Below are 19,857 nucleotides of genomic sequence, written 5' to 3'. Positions count from 1 at the left end.
CCGTCAATCCGACACGACACCCCGACCCCACCGAAATTCGCCCTCCGCGCGCAGGCCGGCGCCAGGCGTGAAAGACGCCGTCACAGTTGCGTCGCCGAGAAGGTGTCGCAATCGGTCATGTTGCCGCTGTCGAAGCCCCGCGCGAACCAGCGCTGGCGCTGCGCACTGGTGCCGTGGGTGAAGCTGTCGGGCCGTGCAGCGGCCCCTTGCAGCCGGTCGTCGCCGATCGCGGCGGCGGCGTTCATCGCCTCCTCGATATCTCCCGGCTCCAGCACGCCGAAGGCCTCTTCCGCGCCCCGCGCCCAGATGCCGGAGTAGCAATCCGCCTGAAGCTCGGTGCGGACGGACAGCGCGTTGCCGTCCGCGGGCGAGGCCTGCGCGCGCATCCGGTTCACCTGGCCCAGGATCCCCAGCTCGTTCTGGATGTGGTGGGCCACCTCATGGGCGATCACGTAGGCCTGGGCGAAGTCGCCACCGGCCCCCAGCCGGTCCGACAGGGTGCGGAAGAACTGCGTGTCGAGGAAGATCCGGTCCTCCGACGGGCAATAGAACGGCCCCGTTGCCGCGTTCGCGGTGCCGCAGGCCGATTGCGTGACCCCGTCGAAAAGCACCAATGTGGGCGGGCTGTAGGGCTCCCCCACCTGCTGCTGGAAGGTCTGCGCCCAGACGTCCTCGGTCAGCCCCAAGACGGCGGCCACGAACTGCTCCATCTCCGGGTCCTCGCCGTCGATGGCGCTGCGGTCGGCCGTCTGCGTCGAGGGCGATCCGGTGCCGCCCACCAGTGCCGAGGTGTCGATCCCGAAGTACCACCCCAGAAGCAGGACGATCACGGCACCGATGCCGCCGATTCCTCCGACGGCACGACCGCCGCCCCGCCCGCGCCGTTCGATATTGCGGCTGCTGCGCCGACCTCTCCACTGCATGACGATCTCCTACATGTTCGGATCTTCACGATAGCGCGACCGCAGACCCCGTCCATCCCGCGACTTGACCCCATGCGCGACCCGTGGCCTATGGGGTGAAACCGAAAGGCACCCCATGCTGCGCAGGCTCTACGACTGGACCATGACGCTGTCGCGTTCGCCCCATGCGCTCTGGGCGCTGGCGGCGGTGGCCTTCGTGGAAAGCAGCGTCTTCCCGATCCCGCCGGACGTTCTGATGATCCCGATGATCATCGCAAGGCCCCGCCTCGCCTTCCTGATCGCGGCGGTGGCCACGCTGGCGTCCGTCGCGGGCGCGCTTCTGGGCTATTTCATCGGCGCGTTCCTCTTCGACACCGTGGGCGCGCCGGTGCTCGACTTCTACCACAAGCTCGAGGATTTCGACGCCTTCGCGCTGACCTACAACGACTGGGGCGCCTGGGCGGTGCTGATCGCGGGGGTGACGCCGTTCCCCTTCAAGGTCATCACCATCGCCAGCGGCGTCACGGGCCTGTCGCTGCCGGTCTTCGTCTTGGCCTCGCTCATCGCCCGGGCGCTGCGGTTCTTCCTCGTCGCCGCCTTGCTGTGGAAGTTCGGCGCCCCGATCCGCGACTTCATCGAGCGTCGCCTGGGCCTCGTCTTCACCCTGTTCTGCGTCCTTCTGCTGGGCGGGTTCCTCTTGCTGGGAGTCTTCTGATGGCCCGCACCCTGATCTTTCTCGCGGCCGCCGGGTCGACCCTGCTGCTGGCCGGGGCCTACCTGTTCCAGTTCCTGGGCTACCTGCCCTGCCAGATGTGCCTGTGGCAGCGCTGGCCGCACATGGCGGCGATCGCGCTGGGCGTGCTTGCCTTCACCGTGCCGCACCGGGCCTGGGCCTGGGCGGGCGCCCTGGCCACCGCGCTCACCGCCGGCATCGGCATCTGGCACACCGGGGTGGAGCGGGCCTTGTGGGACGGTCCCGCCTCCTGCACCGGCGGCGGCGGTGGCGCGCTGAGCGGGGATCTTTTGTCGCTGGACGGCCCGCGCCTGATCATGTGCGACCAGGTGAGCTGGGCGTTCCTCGGCCTGTCGATGCCCAGCTGGAACGCGCTGTTCTCGCTCGGGCTGATGGTCCTGTGGATCGCCGCCGCCCGCGCCCCCGACCCCGAGGAGACCCCGTTGTGACCCACTGCATCCTGATCGGCGCCCCCGTGGACTGCGGCAAGCGCCGCCGCGGCTGCCTGATGGGTCCCGATTCCTACCGCACCGCGGGCCTGGCGGAGGCGATCACCACCCTGGGCCACACGGTGGAAGATCTGGGCAACCTCTCCCCCGCCGATGTCACCGTCCCGGATCACCCCAACCCGGCCGTCCACGCGCTTTCGGAAACGGTCGGCTGGACCCGGACCCTGGCGCAGGCCGCGCAGGAGGCCGCCCCGCGCGGCCTGCCGATCTTCCTAGGCGGCGATCACGCGCTGGCGCTCGGAACCGTGTCCGGCATGGCCGCCCATGCCAAGGCGCAGGGCCGGCCGTTCTTCGCGCTCTGGCTCGACGCGCACAGCGACATCCACACGCCCGCCACCAGCACCAGCGGCAACCTGCACGGCACGCCGGTGGGTTACGTCATCGGGCGCGACGGGTTCGAGGGCTTTCCGCCCGTCCCCGCGCAGGTCGATCCCGCCAACATCTGCATGCTCGGCCTGCGCAGCGTCGACGGCGCGGAACATGCGGCCCTGCTGGACATGGACGTCGACGTGGTCGACATGCGCCGCATCGACGAGGACGGCATCCGCACGCCGCTCGCCGCCTTCCTCCAGCGCGTTGCGGAGGCGGACGGCATGCTGCACGTCTCGCTCGACGTCGATTTCCTCGACCCCGCCGTGGCCCCTGCCGTGGGCACCACCGTCCCGGGCGGTGCCACGGTGCGCGAAGGGCACCTGGTGATGGAGATGCTCTGCGACGCAGGGTGCGTCACATCGCTCGACCTTGTGGAACTCAATCCCTTCCTCGACGACCGGGGCAAGACCGCCTCGCTGATGGTGGATCTCACCGCCTCGCTTCTGGGCCGCCGCGTCTTCGACCGCCCCACTCGCAGCCACGGCTGACGCAAAGCGCGCGCGCGCCCCCTTCTTCTGGCCGAAAATATCCCGGGACCTGGGGCAGAGCCCCAGGGATCGCGCCTGAAAGGCGCGATCCACGGCCTTCCGCAGTTGCACACAACATGCGGTACGGGCTAGGTTGCCCCAACCCAGAACTGGCGTAGAAGCAGACCCGATGACCGACATCCCGGACACCCCCGAAAGCGACGACGACGGCCCCGCGCGTCCCGAGTACGACGGCCCCTCCGTCAGCATCGAGGACGAGCTCAGGACCGCCTATCTCGACTACGCGATGTCCGTCATCGTCTCCCGCGCGATCCCCGATCTGCGCGACGGGTTGAAGCCGGTGCACCGGCGGATCCTCTACGCGATGCACGACACCAACAACACCTACGACAAGCCGTACCGGAAGTCCTCGCGCCCCGTTGCCGAGACGATGGGGAAGTACCACCCCCACGGGGACTCGGCGATCTACGACGCGCTGGTGCGGATGGCGCAGGATTTCTCGATGAGCCTCGTTCTGCTCGACGGTCAGGGCAACTTCGGTTCGATGGACGGCGACAAGGCCGCCGCCTACCGCTACACGGAAGTCCGCATGCAGAAGGTCGCGGGCTACCTTCTGGACGACATCGACAAGGACACCGTCGATTTCCAGCTGAACTACGACGGCAAGGACCGCGAACCTTCGGTTCTGCCCGCGCGGTTCCCCAACATGCTGGTCAACGGGGCCGGTGGCATTGCCGTGGGCATGGCGACCAATATCCCGCCGCACAACCTCGGCGAAGTCATCGACGCCACGCTGGCGCTGATCGACGATCCGGACCTGTCGACCGAGGCGTTGATCGACTACATCCCCGGCCCCGATTTCCCCACGGGCGGGATCATGCTGGGCCGGTCCGGCGCGCGCAAGGCCTACCTCGAGGGGCGCGGCAGCGTGGTCATGCGCTCGCGCACCCATGTCGAAGAGTTGCGCAAGGACCGCTACGCGATCGTCATCGACGACGTGCCCTACCAGGTGAACAAGTCGGTCATGATCGACCGCATCGCCGAGGCCGCCCGTGAAAAACGGATCGAGGGGATCGCCCACGTGCAGGACGAATCCGACCGTAACGGCGTGCGGGTGGTGGTCGAGCTCAAGCGCGATGCCACCGCGGAAGTGGTGCTGAACCAGCTCTTCCGCTTCACGCCGATGCAGACGAACTTCGCCTGCAACATGCTGGCGCTCAACGGCGGCAAGCCCGAAACGCTGACCCTGCGCCGGTTCCTTACATCCTTCGTCGACTTCCGCGAGGATGTCGTCGCCCGCCGCACCGCCTTCGAGTTGCGCAAGGCACGCGAGCGCAGTCATATCCTTTGCGGTCTGGCCGTGGCCGTCACCAACATCGACGAGGTCGTGGCCACGATCCGCCGTTCGACCGACGCGGCCGAGGCACGCGAGGCGTTGATGACCCGCCGCTGGCCCGCCGAAGAGATCCTGGAATACATCGCGCTGATCGACGATCCCACGCATACGGCCAACGATGATGGCACCTACAACCTCTCGGAGGCGCAGGCCCGCGCGATCCTGGAACTCCGCCTGCAGCGGCTCACGCAGATCGGCGTCAAGGAGGTCACCGACGAGCTGCAGGAGCTCGCCAAGAAAATCCGGGACTACCTCGAGATCCTGGGGTCGCGCGAGCGCATCCTGCAGATCATCCGCGACGAGCTGACCGAGGTGCGCGACAATCACGCCGTCCCCCGCCGGACAGAAATCGTCGACTGGGCCGGGGACATGATGGACGAGGACCTGATCGAGCGCGAGGACATGGTCGTGACCGTCACCTCCGGCGGCTACATCAAGCGCACGGCGCTGGCCGACTTCCGCGCGCAGCGGCGTGGCGGCAAGGGGCTGTCGTCGATGCAGACCAAGGAAGAGGATGTGGTCACCACCCTCTTCGTGGCCAATACGCATACCCAGCTTCTGTTCTTCACGACCTCCGGCATGGTCTACAAGCTGAAATGCTGGCAGTTGCCGCTGGGCAGCCGCACCGCCAAGGGCAAGGCGATCGTGAACATCCTGCCGATCGAGGCGGGCGTCTCCATCGCCGCGATCATGCCCGTGGACCGCGACGAGGCGGAATGGGACGATCTGCAGGTGGTCTTCGCCACCTCCGCGGGCACCGTGCGGCGCAACCGGCTGTCGGATTTCACCAACGTGAACCGCGCCGGCAAAATCGCGATGAAGTTCGAGGAGGGCGAGGACATCCGCCTGATCAACGCCCGCATCGCGAGCGAAAGCGACGACGTCATGCTGGTCACCAATTCCGGCCGGGCGATCCGCTTCCCCGCGACGGATGTGCGCGTCTTCAACTCCCGCGCCTCGACCGGCGTGCGGGGCGTGCGGCTGAACGGCGACGACGAGGTCGTCTCGATGTCGATCATTCCCCACTTCGAGGCCGAGGCTTCTGAACGGGCCGCCTACCTCAAAATGCGCCGCGCCATGGCGGGCCTCACCGACGAGGCCGAAGGCTCAGACGACGAGGACGACGTGGCCCCCGGCGCGATCACCCAGGAACGCTACGCCGAGATGTCGGCGGCCGAGACGCTGATCCTGACGATCACCGCGAACGGCATGGGCAAACTGTCGTCCAGCCACGACTACCCCGTGCGCGGGCGTGGCGGCATGGGCGTCATGGCCACCGACAAGGCGATGCGCGGTGGCCCCTTGGTCACCTCCTTCCCGGTCGATCTGTCGGACCAGATCATGCTGGTAACCTCCACCGGCCAGTCGATCCGGGTGCCGGTGGAGGGGATCTCCTTCCGCTCGCGCGGCGCCGGGGGGGTGAAGGTGTTCAACACCGCCAAGGGCGAAGTGGTCGCCTCCGTCGCCTGGATCGCCGACCAGGGTGGCGAGGATGCCACAGAGGGAGAGGCACCCGCTTCGTAATCCGCGCGGCGCGCCCGGTGGAACTTGCCGGGCGCGCGCCCGCGCGTTAGCCTCTGGCCCAAGGGGGACCGAACCCCCACGACCAGAGGCGAGTAAACATGACCCATAAAGCAGCTTTCGCTGCCGTCCTCCTGACGGCAGCCTCCCCCGCATTGGCGCAGGGCGTCACCGGCGGCCAGCTTGGCATCGACTACAACGTCCCGCTCGATGGCAGCGATTTCGGCGACGTCTCCTACAGCGGCGGGCTGGAGTATGGCTTCGCCCCCTTCGCCAGCGCCTCCATCAACGCACGCGGCGTCAACTCGGACAACGCCGACGACACCGGGACCAACGTCACCCTGCACGGCACCTATCACCTGAACGACCTGACCTCCTTCGGTCTCTTCGTGGCCCGCGACGGCGTCGACGACTTCGAGGCGACGCTCGTGGGCCTGGAAGGCGGCGCGGACCTGCTGGACGGCAAGGTCGGCGGCTACCTCGGCACCGTCACCGGTGACGCGGACGGCACGATCGTGGGCGTCGACGGCGGCTACGGGATCACGCCCGCCATCTCGGCCATCGGGAACGTCGATTACGCCGATACCGACGACGCGGAGTTCGGCCAGATCGCCATCGGCGCGGAATACCGGATGCTTCGGGGCCCTTCCGTCTACGCCAAGCTGGGCCAGGCCAGCCGTGACACCGCGGCGGGCGACGACAGCTACGGCTTCGTCTCGCTCGGGGTCGAGGTGGCCTTCGGCGCGGCCCGCGGCACCACCTTCGACACCCGCAGCCTGCTGGACGTCGTCCCGGGCTTCTGACCCTTTGCACAATGCCCCGCGATGGCCTACATCGCGGGGATGACACAGACACTCAATATCGTGGGCGGCGGCATGGCCGGGTCCGAAGCCGCCTGGCAGGCCGCGAACGCAGGGTTGCGCGTGGTGATCCACGAGATGCGCCCCCAGGTCGGCACCTTCGCCCACCGCACCGGTAACCTGGGCGAGATGGTATGCTCCAACTCCTTCCGCTCCGACGATCACGAGCAGAACGCCGTCGGTCTTCTGCACTGGGAAATGCGCCAGGCGGACGGGCTCATCATGCAGATGGCGGCCAAGCATCGCCTGCCCGCCGGCGGCGCCTTGGCCGTGGACCGCGATCCCTTCGCGGAAAGCGTCACCGCCGCCTTGCGCGCGCACACGAACATCACGGTGCAAGACGCTGAAATCACGTCGCTTCCCACCGATGGGCAATGGATCATCGCGACCGGCCCGCTGACCTCCGGTGCGCTGGCCGAGGCGATCCGCGCGCAGACCGGCGCTGACCAACTCGCCTTCTTCGACGCCATCGCCCCCATCGTCCATGCCGACACCATCGACATGGGAACCGCCTGGATGCAGTCCCGCTACGACAAGGGAGAGACCAAGGACGAGCGGACCGCCTACCTCAACTGTCCGATGACCAAGGACCAGTACGAGGCCTTCATCGACGCGCTCCTCTCGGCCGAGAAGACCGAGTTCCACGAGGGCGAGACAGCGAAATACTTCGACGGCTGCCTGCCGATCGAGGTCATGGCAGAGCGCGGCCGCGAGACCCTGCGCTTCGGCCCCATGAAGCCGGTGGGCCTGACCAACGCCCATGACCCCGCGACCAAGCCCTACGCCGTGGTGCAACTGCGTCGCGACAACGCGCTGGGGACCCTGTTCAACATCGTGGGCTTCCAGACCAAGATGAAGTACGGCGCGCAAAAGTCTGTTTTCAAAACGATTCCCGGGCTCGAGAATGCCGAGTTCGCCCGCCTCGGCGGGATCCACCGCAACACCTTCATCAACTCGCCGACCCTGCTCGACGGGCAGATGCGGCTGAAGTCGCAGCCCAACATCCGGTTCGCGGGCCAGATCACCGGGGTCGAGGGCTACGTGGAATCCGCCGCCATGGGCCTGCTTGCCGCCCGCCTCGCCGTGGCCGAGGCGCGGGGCCTCGCGCTTCCGCCCGTGCCCGACACCACGGCCATGGGGGCGCTCGTCACCCACATCACGGGGGGTGCGGACGCCAAGACGTTCCAGCCTATGAACGTGAACTTCGGGCTCTTCCCGCCGCTCGAAGGTACCGGCATCAAGGGCGGCCGGCGCAATCGCAAGGACCGCTACAAGGCCTATACCGACCGCGCCAAGGCCGACTGGTCCGCCTGGCTCGCGCAGACCGAGCCCGTGCCCGCGTGATCACCCGCTTCGCACCGTCCCCCACCGGGCCGCTGCATCTGGGCCACGCCTTTTCGGCGCTCACCGCATGGGACCTCGCCCAGGCGGCGGGCGGCACGTTCCTGCTTCGGATCGAGGATATCGACCGCAGCCGTGCCCGCCCCGAGTGGGAGGCGCAGATCCTTGACGACCTCGCCTGGCTCGGTCTGCGCTGGCCCACACCGGTGATGCGCCAATCGGATCGCCAGCCCGCCTATGACGCGGCCCTCGATGCGCTGTGGGATCGCGGGCTGCTCTATCCCTGTACCTGCAACCGCCGCGATATCCTCGAGGCCGCAAGCGCCCCGCAGGAAGGCGCGCCGATGGGACCCGATGGCGTGGTCTATCCCGGCATCTGCCGCACCAAGCCGCGCACCGGGCCGCGCCCCGGCGACACGGCCCTCCGCCTCGACCTTGCCGCCTGTCAACCCTTTGTCAAGACACCCTTATCCGCCGATAAGGTGGGCGACGTCGTCCTCGCGCGGCGCGACATGGGCACCTCCTACCATCTGTCGGTCGTAATCGACGATGCCGCGCAAGGCGTTACGGATGTGGTCCGTGGTAAGGATCTGGCCGAGGCGACCCCGATCCACCTCTTCCTGCAGGAGTTGCTCGACCTGCCGTCGCCCGCCTACCACCATCATCGCCTGATCCGCGACGACAGCGGCAAGCGGCTGGCCAAGCGCGACGACGCCCGCGCCCTCTCGCTCTACCGGGCACAGGGGGCGACGCCGCGGGACATCCGCGCCATGGTCGGCCTCTGACGCGCAGGGGCCTGCTCTGTTCCAGAAATATCCGCCCCGCCGGCGAGGCGTCCCGCACCCGCCGCAGGCGCCGATGGTCAGGAGTCGTCGATGACCTCTTCGCCCGCCTCGACGGTTGTGTAGAAACACGACCGGCGGCCCGTGTGGCAGGCCGCACCCGTCTGGTTCACGGCGACCAGGAGGCAATCGCGGTCGCAGTCCAGGCGGAATTCCACCAGTTCCTGCGTATGGCCGGAGGTCCTGCCCTTGATCCAGAGCTCCCCGCGCGAGCGGGACCAGTAGGTGACCTCGCGCGTTTGCAAGGTCCGCTCCACGGCATCCTGGTTCATCCAGGCCATCATCAGGACCTCGCCGCTGGTGGCATCCTGAGCAATGGCGGGGATCAGCCCGGCGTCGTTGTAGCGCAGGGTCGCGGGATCGAATGTCATGCGGCATGCCTTTTCTTCGCGGGATCGCGGCCTTACCTATGGCGGACCTCGCGAAAGGGCAACGCATGACCGCCGAAACCGACATGATGAAACTCTACTCCAGCCGTATCCTCGCGCTGGCGGCAGAGCTTCCGCACGCCGGCCGGCTCGAGGCACCCGACGGCACCGCCCGAAAGCGCTCGCCGCTGTGCGGGTCCACCGTCACGGTGGACGTGGGCACCGACGGTCGGACCGTGACGCGCTTCGCGCAGGACGTGAAAGCCTGCGCGCTGGGTCAGGCCGCGGCCTCCGTCGTCGGGCAATCGGTGGTCGGCCTCGACCGGGCCACGATCCAGGCCGGCCGGGACGCGCTTCACGCGATGCTCAAGGACGGCGGCCCGGTGCCGCAGCCCCCCTTCGCGGAACTCGAGGTGCTGGAGCCCGCGCGCGACTACAAGAACCGCCACGCCTCAATTCTGCTGGCCTTCGAGGCGACATTGGCCGCCCTCGACGACGCCGCGGCGACCTCTTCATAGAAAAAACCGCCGCACGCTGAGGACAGCGGCGGCGGCGAAGTGGTGCATCCGCAAGGCGGCCGCGGGGCGGGCAACCCGCGCGGCGCATCAGGACAGGCAGGTCAGGCGAGCCCGGTGGGACGGGCATCGCGAACCTTGCGGATGCGAGGCAGTCAGACCAGTCCGGGCAAGGACAATCCGACGAACAACATGACGGCCAGCGAGGCGAGGCCAAGGGCATCCGACAGGATCGTGCTGCGGTCTCTGACGAGTGCTGCGGTGATCTGCTTGCTCATGGCGGCCTCCTGTTCCGTCTTGCGTTGCCTGTTTGTTCCATAAGGTTAACGACCTGTAAAGAACTTTATGAGAACAAAGGGGAACAAAATGGAACGAACCGGGTCAACCCACTGAAATCAGGCGTATCGCGCGGTCCTGCTGCATCAGCCACAAGAGCGTGCGGGCGGCCTTGCCGCGGGGTGATGTCAGGTCGGGGTCGTCGTGCAACAGCCGACGGGCGTCGGAGCGGGCAAGCTCCAGCAACGCGCCCTGGCGCTCCAGATCGGCGATGCGAAACCGCGGCAGGCCCGACTGCGCGGTGCCGATCATGTCGCCCGCCCCGCGGATCGCGAGGTCTTCCTCGGCGATGCGGAAGCCGTCCTCGGTCTCGCGCAGGATCGACAGGCGACGCTGGCCGGTCTCGGACAGGGGGGCCTGGTAGAGCAGCAGGCAGGTCGAGGCCGCCGCCCCCCGCCCGACGCGGCCGCGCAACTGGTGCAGCTGCGCAAGGCCGAAGCTCTCCGCCCGTTCGATCACCATGATCGAGGCATTGGGCACGTCGACGCCCACCTCGATGACCGTGGTGGCGACCAGCACCTTGGTCTCCCCGGCCGCGAAGCGCGCCATGGCGGCATCCTTTTCGGCCGGTGGCAACTGCCCGTGGACCAGACCGACGACGCCTTCGCCCAAGGCGGCGCGCAGGTGCTTGAAGCGTTCCTCGGCGGCGGTCATGTCGCTGACCTCGGATTCCTCGACCAGGGGGCAGACCCAATAGGCCTGCCGACCTTCGGCGACGGCGCGGCCCAGGCGCGCGACGACCTCCTCCATCCGGTCAGCCGGCAAGAGGGCCGTGGTCACCGGCGTCCGTCCCGGGGGCTTTTCGTCCAGAACGCTCAGGTCCATGTCGCCGAATTGCGTCAGCGACAAAGAGCGCGGAATCGGCGTCGCGGTCATGACCAGCACGTCGACGGCGCGTCCCTTTGCGCCAAGCTGCATCCGCTGGGCCACGCCGAAGCGGTGTTGTTCGTCCACCACCGCAAGCCGCAGATCATTGAACTGCACGTCGGGCTGGAACACCGCATGGGTGCCCACGAGGATCCCGATGTCGCCATCGGCGAGCGCGGCCAGTTTCTCCTGCCGCAGGCTGCCCTTGTCGCGACCGGTCAAGAGCTCCAACCGCACGCCCGCCGCCTCGGCCAGCGGGCGCAGACCGGACAGGTGCTGGCGCGCGAGAATCTCCGTCGGGGCCATCATGACCCCCTGCCCGCCCGCTTCCACCGCCGTCAGCAGCGTCATCAGCGCAACCAGCGTCTTGCCCGCGCCCACGTCCCCCTGCAGCAGGCGGTTCATGCGTCGGGGGGCGGCCAGATCGGCGGCGATCTCGCCGATGGCGCGGGTCTGCGCGCCGGTGGGGGTGTAGGGCAAGGCGGCCAGCACGCGGTCGCGCAGATCGCCGTCGCCGCGCGTCTCGCGTCCGGGCTTCGCGCGCCGCGTCGCGCGGGCCAGCGCCAGGGTGAGCTGATGCGCCAGCAATTCGTCGTAGGCCAGACGAATGCGCGGTTTCGCGAGCGGGGACAGATCGGTCATGGCCCGCGGCGCATGTGCCGCCGCCAGCGCGTCCCGCCAGCCGGGCCAGCCCTCGCGCGCAAGAAGCGGGCCGTCGATCCACTCGGGCAGGTCCGGCGCGCGGCCCAGGGCATCGCGGCTGGCCTTGAACATCAGCTTTTGCGTCACGCCGGAGGTGAGCGGGTAGACCGGCTCGAACTCCGGCAGGTCCTGCGCCTCTTCCGGGGGGACGACGTGATCGGGATGGGCCATCTGGGCGATCCCGTCGAACGTCTCGACCCGGCCCGAGACGACGCGGCGCGCGCCCACCGGCAAGAGCTTTTGCAGGTAGTCGCCGCGCGCGTGAAAGTAGACCAGCGTGAAATCCGCCGCCTCGTCACGGACCGCGATGCGCGTCGGGCGGCCCTTGGCGGTGGGCGCGTGATGCGCGACGACGGTGACCTCGACGGTGGCGACGGCGGGCGGGACCACGTCGCGGATGCTCGCCCGGCGATGCCGGTCGATGCCCGAGGCCGGCAGCGTCATCAGAAGATCACGCGGTGTCTCGATCCCGATCTGGGCGAGTGCCTTGGCGGACTTGGGACCGACCCCAGCAAGGGTCTGCGCCTCCGCGAAAAGCGGAAACAGGACCTCGGGCCGCTGGCTCACGCGTCGCCGATCAGGGTGAGCCAGGCATCCTCGTCCAGCGTCTCGATGCCCAGGGAGGCCGCCTTGTCCGCCTTGGACCCCGCCCCCGGGCCCGCCACGAGGAGGTCGGTCTTGGCGCTGACGGACCCCGCGACCTTGGCGCCCAACGCCTCCGCCCGGGACTTCGCCTCCGCCCGGGTCATGCGTTCGAGCGATCCGGTGAAGACGACCGTCTTGCCCGCGACGGGGCTCGAAGCGGTTGCAGGGGCCTCGACCGGTGCGATCTTCAACTGATCGGTCAGCCGGCGGATCGAGGCGCGCTCGGAGTCCTGCGCGAAGGTCGTGACCAGCGAGACCGCGACCGTGGCCCCGATGCCGTCGATGCCCACAAGATCGTCCCAGGCGACGCGCGCGTCGGCCGCGACCTCTCCGAAGGCCGCATCGCGCACCGGTTTGATGCGTGCGCGCCGCCCGTCCTCGGCCGCGGCGGCGCGTTCCTGGGCCTCTGCCTCGTCGGCGGCCAGGTAGGCGAGTGCCGCTGGCGCGGCCTGATCGAGCGCCGCGGTCAGCGCATCCCACCCGTGGAAATGGCGCGCGATATCGCGGGCCGCCACCTCGCCCACATGACGGATGCCCAGCGCGAAGAGCAGCCGGTCCAGCGGGATCGTCCGCCGCGCATCGATGGCGGCAAAGAGATTCCGAACGCTGGTCGCGCCGAACCCGTCGCGGTTTTCCAGCTTGGCGAGACTGTCGGCATTGCGTGCCTCCAGCGTGAAGATATCGGCAGGCTCGCGCACGGGCAGTGCCGTGTCGTCGAAGAAATACTCCACCTGTTTCGCGCCGAGGCCTTCGATGTCGAAGGCGGCCCGGCTGACGAAATGGCGCAGTTTTTCCACCGCCTGCGCGGGGCAGATCAACCCCCCGGTGCAGCGCCGGACGGCATCGCCTTCCTCGCGGACCGCGTCAGAGCCGCAGTCGGGACACTGCGTGGGAAAGTCGAACGGCGTCGCGTCCGACGGCCGCCGGGCGAGGTCGACATCGGCGATCTTGGGGATCACGTCGCCGGCGCGGTAGACCTGCACATGATCGCCCACCCGGATGTCGGTCCCGTCGCGGATCGGCGTCCCGTCGGCGCTGCGGCCGGCGATGTAATCCTCGTTGTGGAGCGTCGCATTCGACACGACCACGCCGCCCACGGTGACGGGTGTGAGCCGCGCGACGGGGGACAATGCGCCCGTGCGCCCGACCTGGATGTCGATACCTTCGAGCACGGTCCAGGCAAGCTCTGCCGGGAACTTGTGCGCGATGGCCCAGCGCGGGGTGGTCGACCGGAACCCCAGCCGATGCTGGTAGTCGAGGTCGTCGACCTTGTAGACGACGCCGTCGATATCGTAGCCGAGAGTGGCACGGGCGGCTTCGATCTCGTGGTAATGGGACAAGAGCGCCTCGGGCCCGTCGCAGCGTCGCGTCAGCGGGTTGGTCTGAAAGCCCAGCGCGGCCAGACGGTCTATGGCCCCCGATTGGGTCTGCGCAAGCGGGTCCGAGACCTCACCCCAGGCGTAGGCGAAGAAGGCCAGCGGTCTGCTCGCGGTGATGTTCGGATCGAGTTGTCGCAAGGATCCTGCTGCCGCGTTGCGCGGGTTTGCGAAGATCTTCGCCCCGGCTTTCGCCTGCCGGTCGTTGAGGGCGACGAAATCGTCATGGCGCATGTAGACTTCGCCACGCACTTCCAGCACGGCGGGCGCATCCTCGAGGGACTGCGGGATCGTGTCGATCGTGCGAGCGTTCGCGGTGACGTCCTCGCCCACCGTCCCGTCGCCGCGGGTCGCCGCCTGGACCAGGGTTCCGTCCTCGTACCGCAGGGACAGCGACAACCCGTCGATCTTGGGCTCCGCCGTGTAGGCGAGCGTGGCGTCCCGGGTCAGGCCCAGGTAGCGGCGGATCCCGGCGTCGAAGTCGCGCAGGTCGTCGTCGCTGAAGGCATTGCCCAGCGAGAGCATCCGCAGGCGGTGGCGCACCTTGCCGAACCCCTCTGCCGGGGCCGCGCCGACCTGGTCGGAGGGGCTGTCGGTGCGCTTGGCATCGGGAAAGGCCGCCTCGATTGCCGCGTTGCGTCGCTTGAGCGCGTCGTAGGTCGCATCGTCCAGAACCGGTGCATCCTGCCCGTGGTAGGCGGTATTCGCGTCATTCAGGTGTTGCGCCAGCGCTTCGAGTTCCGCCGTCGCCGCCTCAAGCGTCAGGGTCGAGATCTCGGGCCCGTCCAGAAGATCGGCGACCGCGGCGGGCATGGACGCATCCGCGGTGCCGGTCTTTTCGTCATTCCGTCGCGCCATGCCATTCCCTGCTTCATCGACCGCGGGCCACATTGGACCTGCGGTGAAACTAGGCGGGGTCTGGGGCATCGTCCAGATCGGAGGTGCCCCGGAGGTCGTATCGCACGCCGGTCAGGCGCCCACGGCGACGGCGGGCTTCGCGCTGCGACCTTCGGGATCCCGCAGGACGTAGCCGCGCCCCCAGACGGTCTCGATGAAGTTGTCGCCGCCCGTGGCGACGGAGAGCTTCTTGCGCAGCTTGCAGATGAAGACGTCGATGATCTTCAGCTCCGGCTCGTCCATGCCGCCGTAGAGATGGTTGAGGAACATCTCCTTCGTGAGCGTGGTGCCCTTGCGCAGCGAGAGAAGCTCCATCATCTGATATTCCTTGCCGGTGAGGTTCACCGTCGTGCCGTCCACCTCGACCGTCTTGGCATCGAGGTTCACCTCGATGTTGCCGGTGCGGATGATCGATTGGGCATGCCCCTTCGAGCGGCGTATGATGGCGTGGATCCGGGCGATCAGTTCCTCGCGGTGGAACGGCTTGGTCAGGTAGTCGTCCGCGCCGAAGCCGAACCCCTTGAGCTTGCTGGCGGTGTCGTCTTCGCCCGACAGGATCAGGATCGGCGTTTCGATCCGCGCGAGGCGCAACTGGCGCAGCACCTCGTGTCCGGTCATGTCGGGCAGGTTCAGATCGAGAAGGATGAGGTCGTAATCGTAGATCTTGGCCAGATCGATCCCTTCTTCGCCCATGTCGGTGGTATAGACGATCAGGTTCGCGTGGCTCAGCATCAACTCGATGCTCTTGGCGGTCGTGGGGTCGTCTTCGACAAGCAGAACACGCATTCAAATCTCCATCAAAAGGTAAATTCAATCTGCCGTTGATTTGTTAATGACCCGTTATCGGTATAGAGAAAATTGTTTTCAGTCTACCTTGGGTTGTCTGAATCTCTGCAAACGCGTCGTCTTCAACGCATTGTGACCATGCTCTCTCAGGCCCCTTTCCCATTCCGTGAATTCCTCGTCCGACAGGTCGTAGGACTCCAGCGCGACATCGCGGGCGATCAGACCGTGGGCGACCGCGGCGACCACCGCGGCCTTGCGCGACGCGACCCAGCGGCGCGTGGTCAGCGGCGGAAGGTCGGCGCGGGTCATGATCGAGCCATCCGGCAGCGTCACGGACCGGGGTCCATCGACCTTTCTGAGATACATGGAACGCTCCCTCTCTTCGCGTGGACCGGACCATGGGTGAAAACGTTTAAAGACTGGTAAGCCGTCGCCCGCGGGTGTAGGTGGCGGCCCCGTTGGACAGCAAAACAGGTGTCGTCATGGCCTTGGACCATCCGATCAACAGCCTTGGGTTCGCAAAGCCCCCCGCGCAGACGCGGGTCGTCGTCGCCATGTCGGGCGGTGTCGACAGTTCCGTCGTGGCGGCGGAGCTGGCGGGCGAAGGCTACGACGTGGTCGGCGTGACCTTGCAGCTTTATGACCACGGGGCCGCGCTTGCCAAGAAGGGCGCCTGCTGCGCGGGCCGGGACATCCACGACGCGCGCCGCGTGGCCGAGACGATGGGCTTCCCGCATTACGTGCTGGACTACGAGAATACCTTTCGCGAGGCGGTGATCGACGAATTCGCAGACAGCTACCTCGCCGGTGCCACGCCGGTTCCCTGCATCCGCTGCAACGAGCGGGTGAAGTTCAAGGACCTGCTGGAAACCGCCAAGGACCTCGACGCCGATTGCATGGCGACGGGTCACTACATCCAGCGCAAGATGGGCGCGCGCGGGCCGGAGTTGCATGCGGCCGCCGACCGGACCCGCGACCAGAGCTATTTCCTGTTCTCGACCACGCCCGAGCAACTGGACTACCTGCGCTTCCCGCTGGGTCACCTGGAAAGCAAGGCCGAGACCCGCGCGTTGGCGCTGCGGCACGGCCTGCCGGTTGCCGACAAGCCCGACAGCCAGGACATCTGCTTCGTGCCCGACGGCAATTACGCCAAGGTGATCGAGAAGCTGCGCCCCGGTGCGGCGGAGCCGGGGGAGATCGTCTCGGTCGACGGCACCGTGCTGGGCCGCCACGACGGCGTGATCCACTACACGATCGGCCAGCGCCGGGGGCTGGGGATCGGCGGATTGGCCGATCCGCTCTACGTCGTCCGCCTGGACGTGGAAGCGCGCCGCGTCATCGTCGGTCCCAAGGACATGCTGGCCACCCGCCGCGTCCCCCTGCGCGAGATCAACTGGCTGGGCGACGGCGACTTCCTGGCCGGCGGTCCCCGCCGGATCGAGGTGAAATGCCGCTCGACCAAGCCGCCGACGGAAGCCGTGCTGCACCCGATCTCGGACACGCGGGCCGAGGTCGAACTGCTGGTCGCGGAGGAAGGCATCAGTCCGGGCCAGGCCTGCGTCTTCTATGCCCCCGACAGCACCCGGGTGCTGGGCGGCGGCTGGATCTGGCGCGGCGCCTGACCGCGCCTGCAAGGGCACCTTTGCGACCTGCGGCGGGGGAACGGCCCGGGCGCCCCACCGCGACCCAAACGCGCAGTGCAAGCTTGGGCGGAACCCGTGCCGCCCCGCCCTCGTTCGGTCTGCAATGACTTGCACGTCCAACGCACGGGAGCGCCTCATGACCAAACGCCACATCCTTCTCAGCGGGGTCGCCGCGACGGCCCTCGCCTTCCCTCTTGCCGCACAGGAAACGCAGGAGCCGATCCCCTCCGCCTCCGCCACGCCGGAACAGGAGCGCACGGTCGGACTGTCCTTCGTGTACACGATGGACCAGGCGCCGGAACCCTACACCGGCCCCAACGTCAACAACACCGCCCTGACGCTGACCGAGACCCCGCCGGATTTGAACCTGCCGGACGGCTTCAGCGCCACGCTCTTCGCGCAGCTCGAGGACACGCCGCGCCAGGTCGACATCCTGCCCAACGGTGACGTGCTGGTGGCCTTCCAGTCGGCGGGCTACATCGGCCTGCTGCGCGACACCGACGGCGACGGTCAGACCGACACGATCTCGCGCTACGCCGAACCCTTCACGCAGCCTTACGGCGTGCACTACCGTGACGGCGACGACGGCCCGCAGATCCTCGTGGCCGATGTGGAAGGCATCTGGGCGATGCCCTACACGGAAGGCCGGATCCGCATCGTGGGTTCCGAGAGCAAGCCCGTGGACGAGGTACCCGAAGGCGAACGCGTCCCGCAGCACGACTTCTCGGGCCAGCGGATGATCACGCCGGAAGGGGCGTTCGGTGACGGGCCCTTCGGCCACGTGAACCGCGACATCGCCATCGGCGACGACGGGACGCTCTACGTCGGCATCGGCTCGAACGGGAACATCTCGGTCGAGCCGGGGGTGCCCGCGACGATCCAGTCCTTCGAGGCGGACGGCACCGCCATCGGCACCGTCGCCACCGGCGTGCGCAATCCCGCGGGCCTCGCGATCCAGCCCGAAACCGGGGAGCTCTTCGCCATCGTGCAGGAGCGTGACGGCGTGGGCGACGACCTGGTGCCCGACTACCTGATCCGGGTGCAGCAGGACGGCTTCTACGGCTGGCCCTATTCCTACATCGGGCAGAACCCGCAGCCCGGATTCGCCGACCTGGAGCCGGAGCTGGTGGAGCAGACGATCGAGCCCGACATGCTGGTGCAGCCGCACTCCGCGATCATGGACCTCGAATTCCCCGAAGACCCCGAAATGCTGCCCGAAGCCTATCGCGAAGGCGTGTTCATGGCCTTCAAGGGGTCGTGGAACCGCACCCAGCCCACGGGATACAAGGTGGTCTTCGCCCCCTTCGAGGACGGCATGCCGACCGGCACCTACGAGAACTTCGCCACCGGCTTCTGGGTCGAGAACGACGACCGTGCCGAGGTCTGGGGTCGCCCCGTGGATGTTGAATTCGCCCCCGACGGTGCGCTTTTCATCGCGGACGATACCGGCAACACGATCTGGCGCGTGACCTATGACGGCAACGCCGAGGCGGGCGCCATGGACGACGCCGACGCCACGGATGCCGCCATCGGGTCCGACGCGGCCGAGATGGAGGTCGACCCGGCCGAGACGGACGCCGAGCTGAACATGCCGACCGAAACGGACGACGCGGCGTCGTCCGACGCCGGGATGCAGGGCGAAGCGGATGGCGACGCTGCAATGGAGGTCGACCCGGCCGACACCGATGCCGAGTTGAACATGCCGACCGAGACGGACGACGCGGCATCGGACGACAGCGACAGCTGATCACCAATGATCCGCGGGTGGCGGGACCGATCCGGACGACGGGTCTCGCCACCTGCCCCATGGGGCGTGAGGACCCGTTTGCCCTTGTGCGACCCGTCCCCCCGCCCTACCCATGCGGGATGATCTACAAGACCGCATCCGACTGGCGGAACGCTCCGCAGAAACGCATCCTGTTCTTCGGCATGTCGGGGCTGGGCAAGACCTACCTCGCCTCGATGCTGCGTCAGACGGGTGACTGGTTCCACTACTCGATCGATTACCGGATCGGCACCCGCTACATGGGCGAGCTGATCGCCGACAACGCCAAGCGCGAGGCGATGAAGGTGCCCTTCCTGCGCGACCTTCTGCGCTCGGACAGCATCTACATCGGATCGAACATCTCGTTCAACGATCTCAAGCCGGTGTCCTCCTACCTCGGCAAGCCGGGCGATCCGGACAAGGGCGGGCTGGAATGGGGCGAATACACCCGGCGGCAGGACCAGTTCCAACGCTCTGAGGTGTCGGCGCTACTGGACACCGGGCATTTCATCGACCGCAGCCATGACCTCTACCAGTATCCGCATTTCGTCTGCGACACCGGCGGATCGATCTGCGAATGGGTCGACGCCGAAGACCCCGCCGATCCGATCCTGACCCACCTGTCAGAACGCACGCTCATGGTCTGGATCGAAGGCACCGAGGAGCACATGGCCGAGCTCATCCGCCGTTTCGACCGCGAGCCGAAGCCGATGTCCTACGATCCGGTCTTCCTGCTGGACACCTGGACGGCCTACCTGGCCGAATTCGACGTCTCGCCCGACAAGGTCGATCCGGATCATTTCATCCGCTGGGCATTCTCCCAGGCGCTGGCGCACCGCCAACCGCGCTACCGGGCAATGGCCGACGGCTGGGGTCTGACCGTCGGCATGTCGGACGTCATGGGCGTGCACGACGAAGCCGGTTTTGACGCGATGATCGAGGCCGCCCTTGAGGCGCGTGGCCAACGGGTCTAGATCATTCGTCCGCGAAGAG

Annotated in this window: 18 protein-coding genes; 11 read left to right on the top strand and 7 right to left on the bottom strand. The window is 67.8% G+C overall.

Annotated features, from left to right (window positions below; all coding sequences use genetic code 11):
• Positions 1-80: 80 nt before the first annotated feature.
• Positions 81-923 (bottom strand): neutral zinc metallopeptidase, encoded by an 843-nt coding sequence (locus EU805_RS09240; RefSeq protein WP_129763667.1) that lies wholly within the window; start codon positions 921-923, stop codon positions 81-83.
• A 115-nt stretch (positions 924-1,038) separates the two neighbouring features.
• Between EU805_RS09240 and EU805_RS09235 the strand changes: the two genes are divergently transcribed.
• The 7 genes from EU805_RS09235 to gluQRS all read left to right on the top strand — a co-directional run bounded on the left by EU805_RS09235 (position 1,039) and on the right by gluQRS (position 8,907).
• Complete coding sequence (locus EU805_RS09235) at positions 1,039-1,617, top strand: YqaA family protein (RefSeq protein ID WP_129763666.1); 579 nt, start codon at positions 1,039-1,041, stop codon at positions 1,615-1,617.
• Entirely contained in the window at positions 1,617-2,084 is a 468-nt protein-coding gene (locus tag EU805_RS09230; RefSeq protein ID WP_129763665.1) for a disulfide bond formation protein B, read from the top strand. Before EU805_RS09235 ends, EU805_RS09230 begins: the two co-directional genes overlap by 1 nt.
• The gene (gene rocF, locus EU805_RS09225) at positions 2,081-3,004 is read left to right on the top strand and encodes an arginase (RefSeq protein WP_129763664.1); all 924 of its coding nucleotides are present in this window, start codon (positions 2,081-2,083) and stop codon (positions 3,002-3,004) included. The genes EU805_RS09230 and rocF overlap by 4 nt, the downstream gene beginning before the upstream one ends.
• Positions 3,005-3,173: 169 nt before the next feature.
• Complete coding sequence (gene gyrA, locus EU805_RS09220) at positions 3,174-5,924, top strand: DNA gyrase subunit A (RefSeq protein ID WP_129763663.1); 2,751 nt, start codon at positions 3,174-3,176, stop codon at positions 5,922-5,924.
• A gap of 98 nt (positions 5,925-6,022) precedes the next feature.
• Positions 6,023-6,724 carry a hypothetical protein gene (locus EU805_RS09215; protein ID WP_129763662.1) on the top strand — a complete coding sequence of 234 codons (702 nt, stop codon included), beginning with the start codon at positions 6,023-6,025 and terminating at the stop codon, positions 6,722-6,724.
• Positions 6,725-6,763: 39 nt separating this feature from the next.
• Entirely contained in the window at positions 6,764-8,125 is a 1,362-nt protein-coding gene (gene trmFO, locus EU805_RS09210) for a methylenetetrahydrofolate--tRNA-(uracil(54)-C(5))-methyltransferase (FADH(2)-oxidizing) TrmFO (protein ID WP_129763748.1), read from the top strand.
• Positions 8,122-8,907, top strand: coding sequence for a tRNA glutamyl-Q(34) synthetase GluQRS (gene gluQRS / locus EU805_RS09205; protein WP_129763661.1), 786 nt, complete (start codon positions 8,122-8,124; stop codon positions 8,905-8,907). Before trmFO ends, gluQRS begins: the two co-directional genes overlap by 4 nt.
• A gap of 77 nt (positions 8,908-8,984) precedes the next feature.
• Here gluQRS and hisI read toward each other — a convergent pair whose 3' ends face one another.
• Entirely contained in the window at positions 8,985-9,335 is a 351-nt protein-coding gene (gene hisI / locus EU805_RS09200; protein WP_129763660.1) for a phosphoribosyl-AMP cyclohydrolase, read from the bottom strand.
• Positions 9,336-9,400: 65 nt separating this feature from the next.
• On the opposite strand from hisI, the gene EU805_RS09195 reads away from it, so the two are divergent.
• Entirely contained in the window at positions 9,401-9,850 is a 450-nt protein-coding gene (locus EU805_RS09195; RefSeq protein WP_129763659.1) for an iron-sulfur cluster assembly scaffold protein, read from the top strand.
• 152 nt (positions 9,851-10,002) lie between these two features.
• On the opposite strand, the gene EU805_RS17845 is transcribed toward EU805_RS09195, so the two are convergent.
• From EU805_RS17845 to EU805_RS09175, 5 genes are all read right to left on the bottom strand, one after another.
• Positions 10,003-10,125 carry a hypothetical protein gene (locus EU805_RS17845; RefSeq protein WP_255465877.1) on the bottom strand — a complete coding sequence of 41 codons (123 nt, stop codon included), beginning with the start codon at positions 10,123-10,125 and terminating at the stop codon, positions 10,003-10,005.
• 103 nt (positions 10,126-10,228) lie between these two features.
• Entirely contained in the window at positions 10,229-12,319 is a 2,091-nt protein-coding gene (recG, locus tag EU805_RS09190) for an ATP-dependent DNA helicase RecG (protein ID WP_129763658.1), read from the bottom strand.
• Complete coding sequence (ligA, locus tag EU805_RS09185) at positions 12,316-14,586, bottom strand: NAD-dependent DNA ligase LigA (protein WP_129763747.1); 2,271 nt, start codon at positions 14,584-14,586, stop codon at positions 12,316-12,318. Before ligA ends, recG begins: the two co-directional genes overlap by 4 nt.
• A gap of 156 nt (positions 14,587-14,742) precedes the next feature.
• Positions 14,743-15,456 carry a response regulator transcription factor CtrA gene (ctrA, locus tag EU805_RS09180; RefSeq protein WP_129763657.1) on the bottom strand — a complete coding sequence of 238 codons (714 nt, stop codon included), beginning with the start codon at positions 15,454-15,456 and terminating at the stop codon, positions 14,743-14,745.
• Between the two features lie 78 nt (positions 15,457-15,534).
• Entirely contained in the window at positions 15,535-15,822 is a 288-nt protein-coding gene (locus EU805_RS09175) for a DUF1153 domain-containing protein (protein WP_129763656.1), read from the bottom strand.
• Between the two features lie 116 nt (positions 15,823-15,938).
• Here EU805_RS09175 and mnmA point away from each other — a divergent pair, with 116 nt between their 5' ends.
• The 3 genes from mnmA (at position 15,939) to EU805_RS09160 (ending at position 19,838) form a co-directional block, all read left to right on the top strand.
• Entirely contained in the window at positions 15,939-17,078 is a 1,140-nt protein-coding gene (gene mnmA / locus EU805_RS09170) for a tRNA 2-thiouridine(34) synthase MnmA (RefSeq protein WP_129763655.1), read from the top strand.
• Positions 17,079-17,235: 157 nt separating this feature from the next.
• Positions 17,236-18,846, top strand: coding sequence for a sorbosone dehydrogenase family protein (locus tag EU805_RS09165; RefSeq protein WP_165351922.1), 1,611 nt, complete (start codon positions 17,236-17,238; stop codon positions 18,844-18,846).
• Positions 18,847-18,965: 119 nt separating this feature from the next.
• Entirely contained in the window at positions 18,966-19,838 is an 873-nt protein-coding gene (locus EU805_RS09160) for an ATPase (RefSeq protein WP_129763653.1), read from the top strand.
• Positions 19,839-19,857 lie beyond the last annotated feature (19 nt).

The sequence above is a fragment of the Salipiger sp. IMCC34102 genome, from assembly GCF_004145405.1.
Classification (GTDB): domain Bacteria; phylum Pseudomonadota; class Alphaproteobacteria; order Rhodobacterales; family Rhodobacteraceae; genus Loktanella.
Note: the sequence above shows the minus strand (reverse complement) of the source record. Positions and strands in the feature narration are given on the sequence as shown.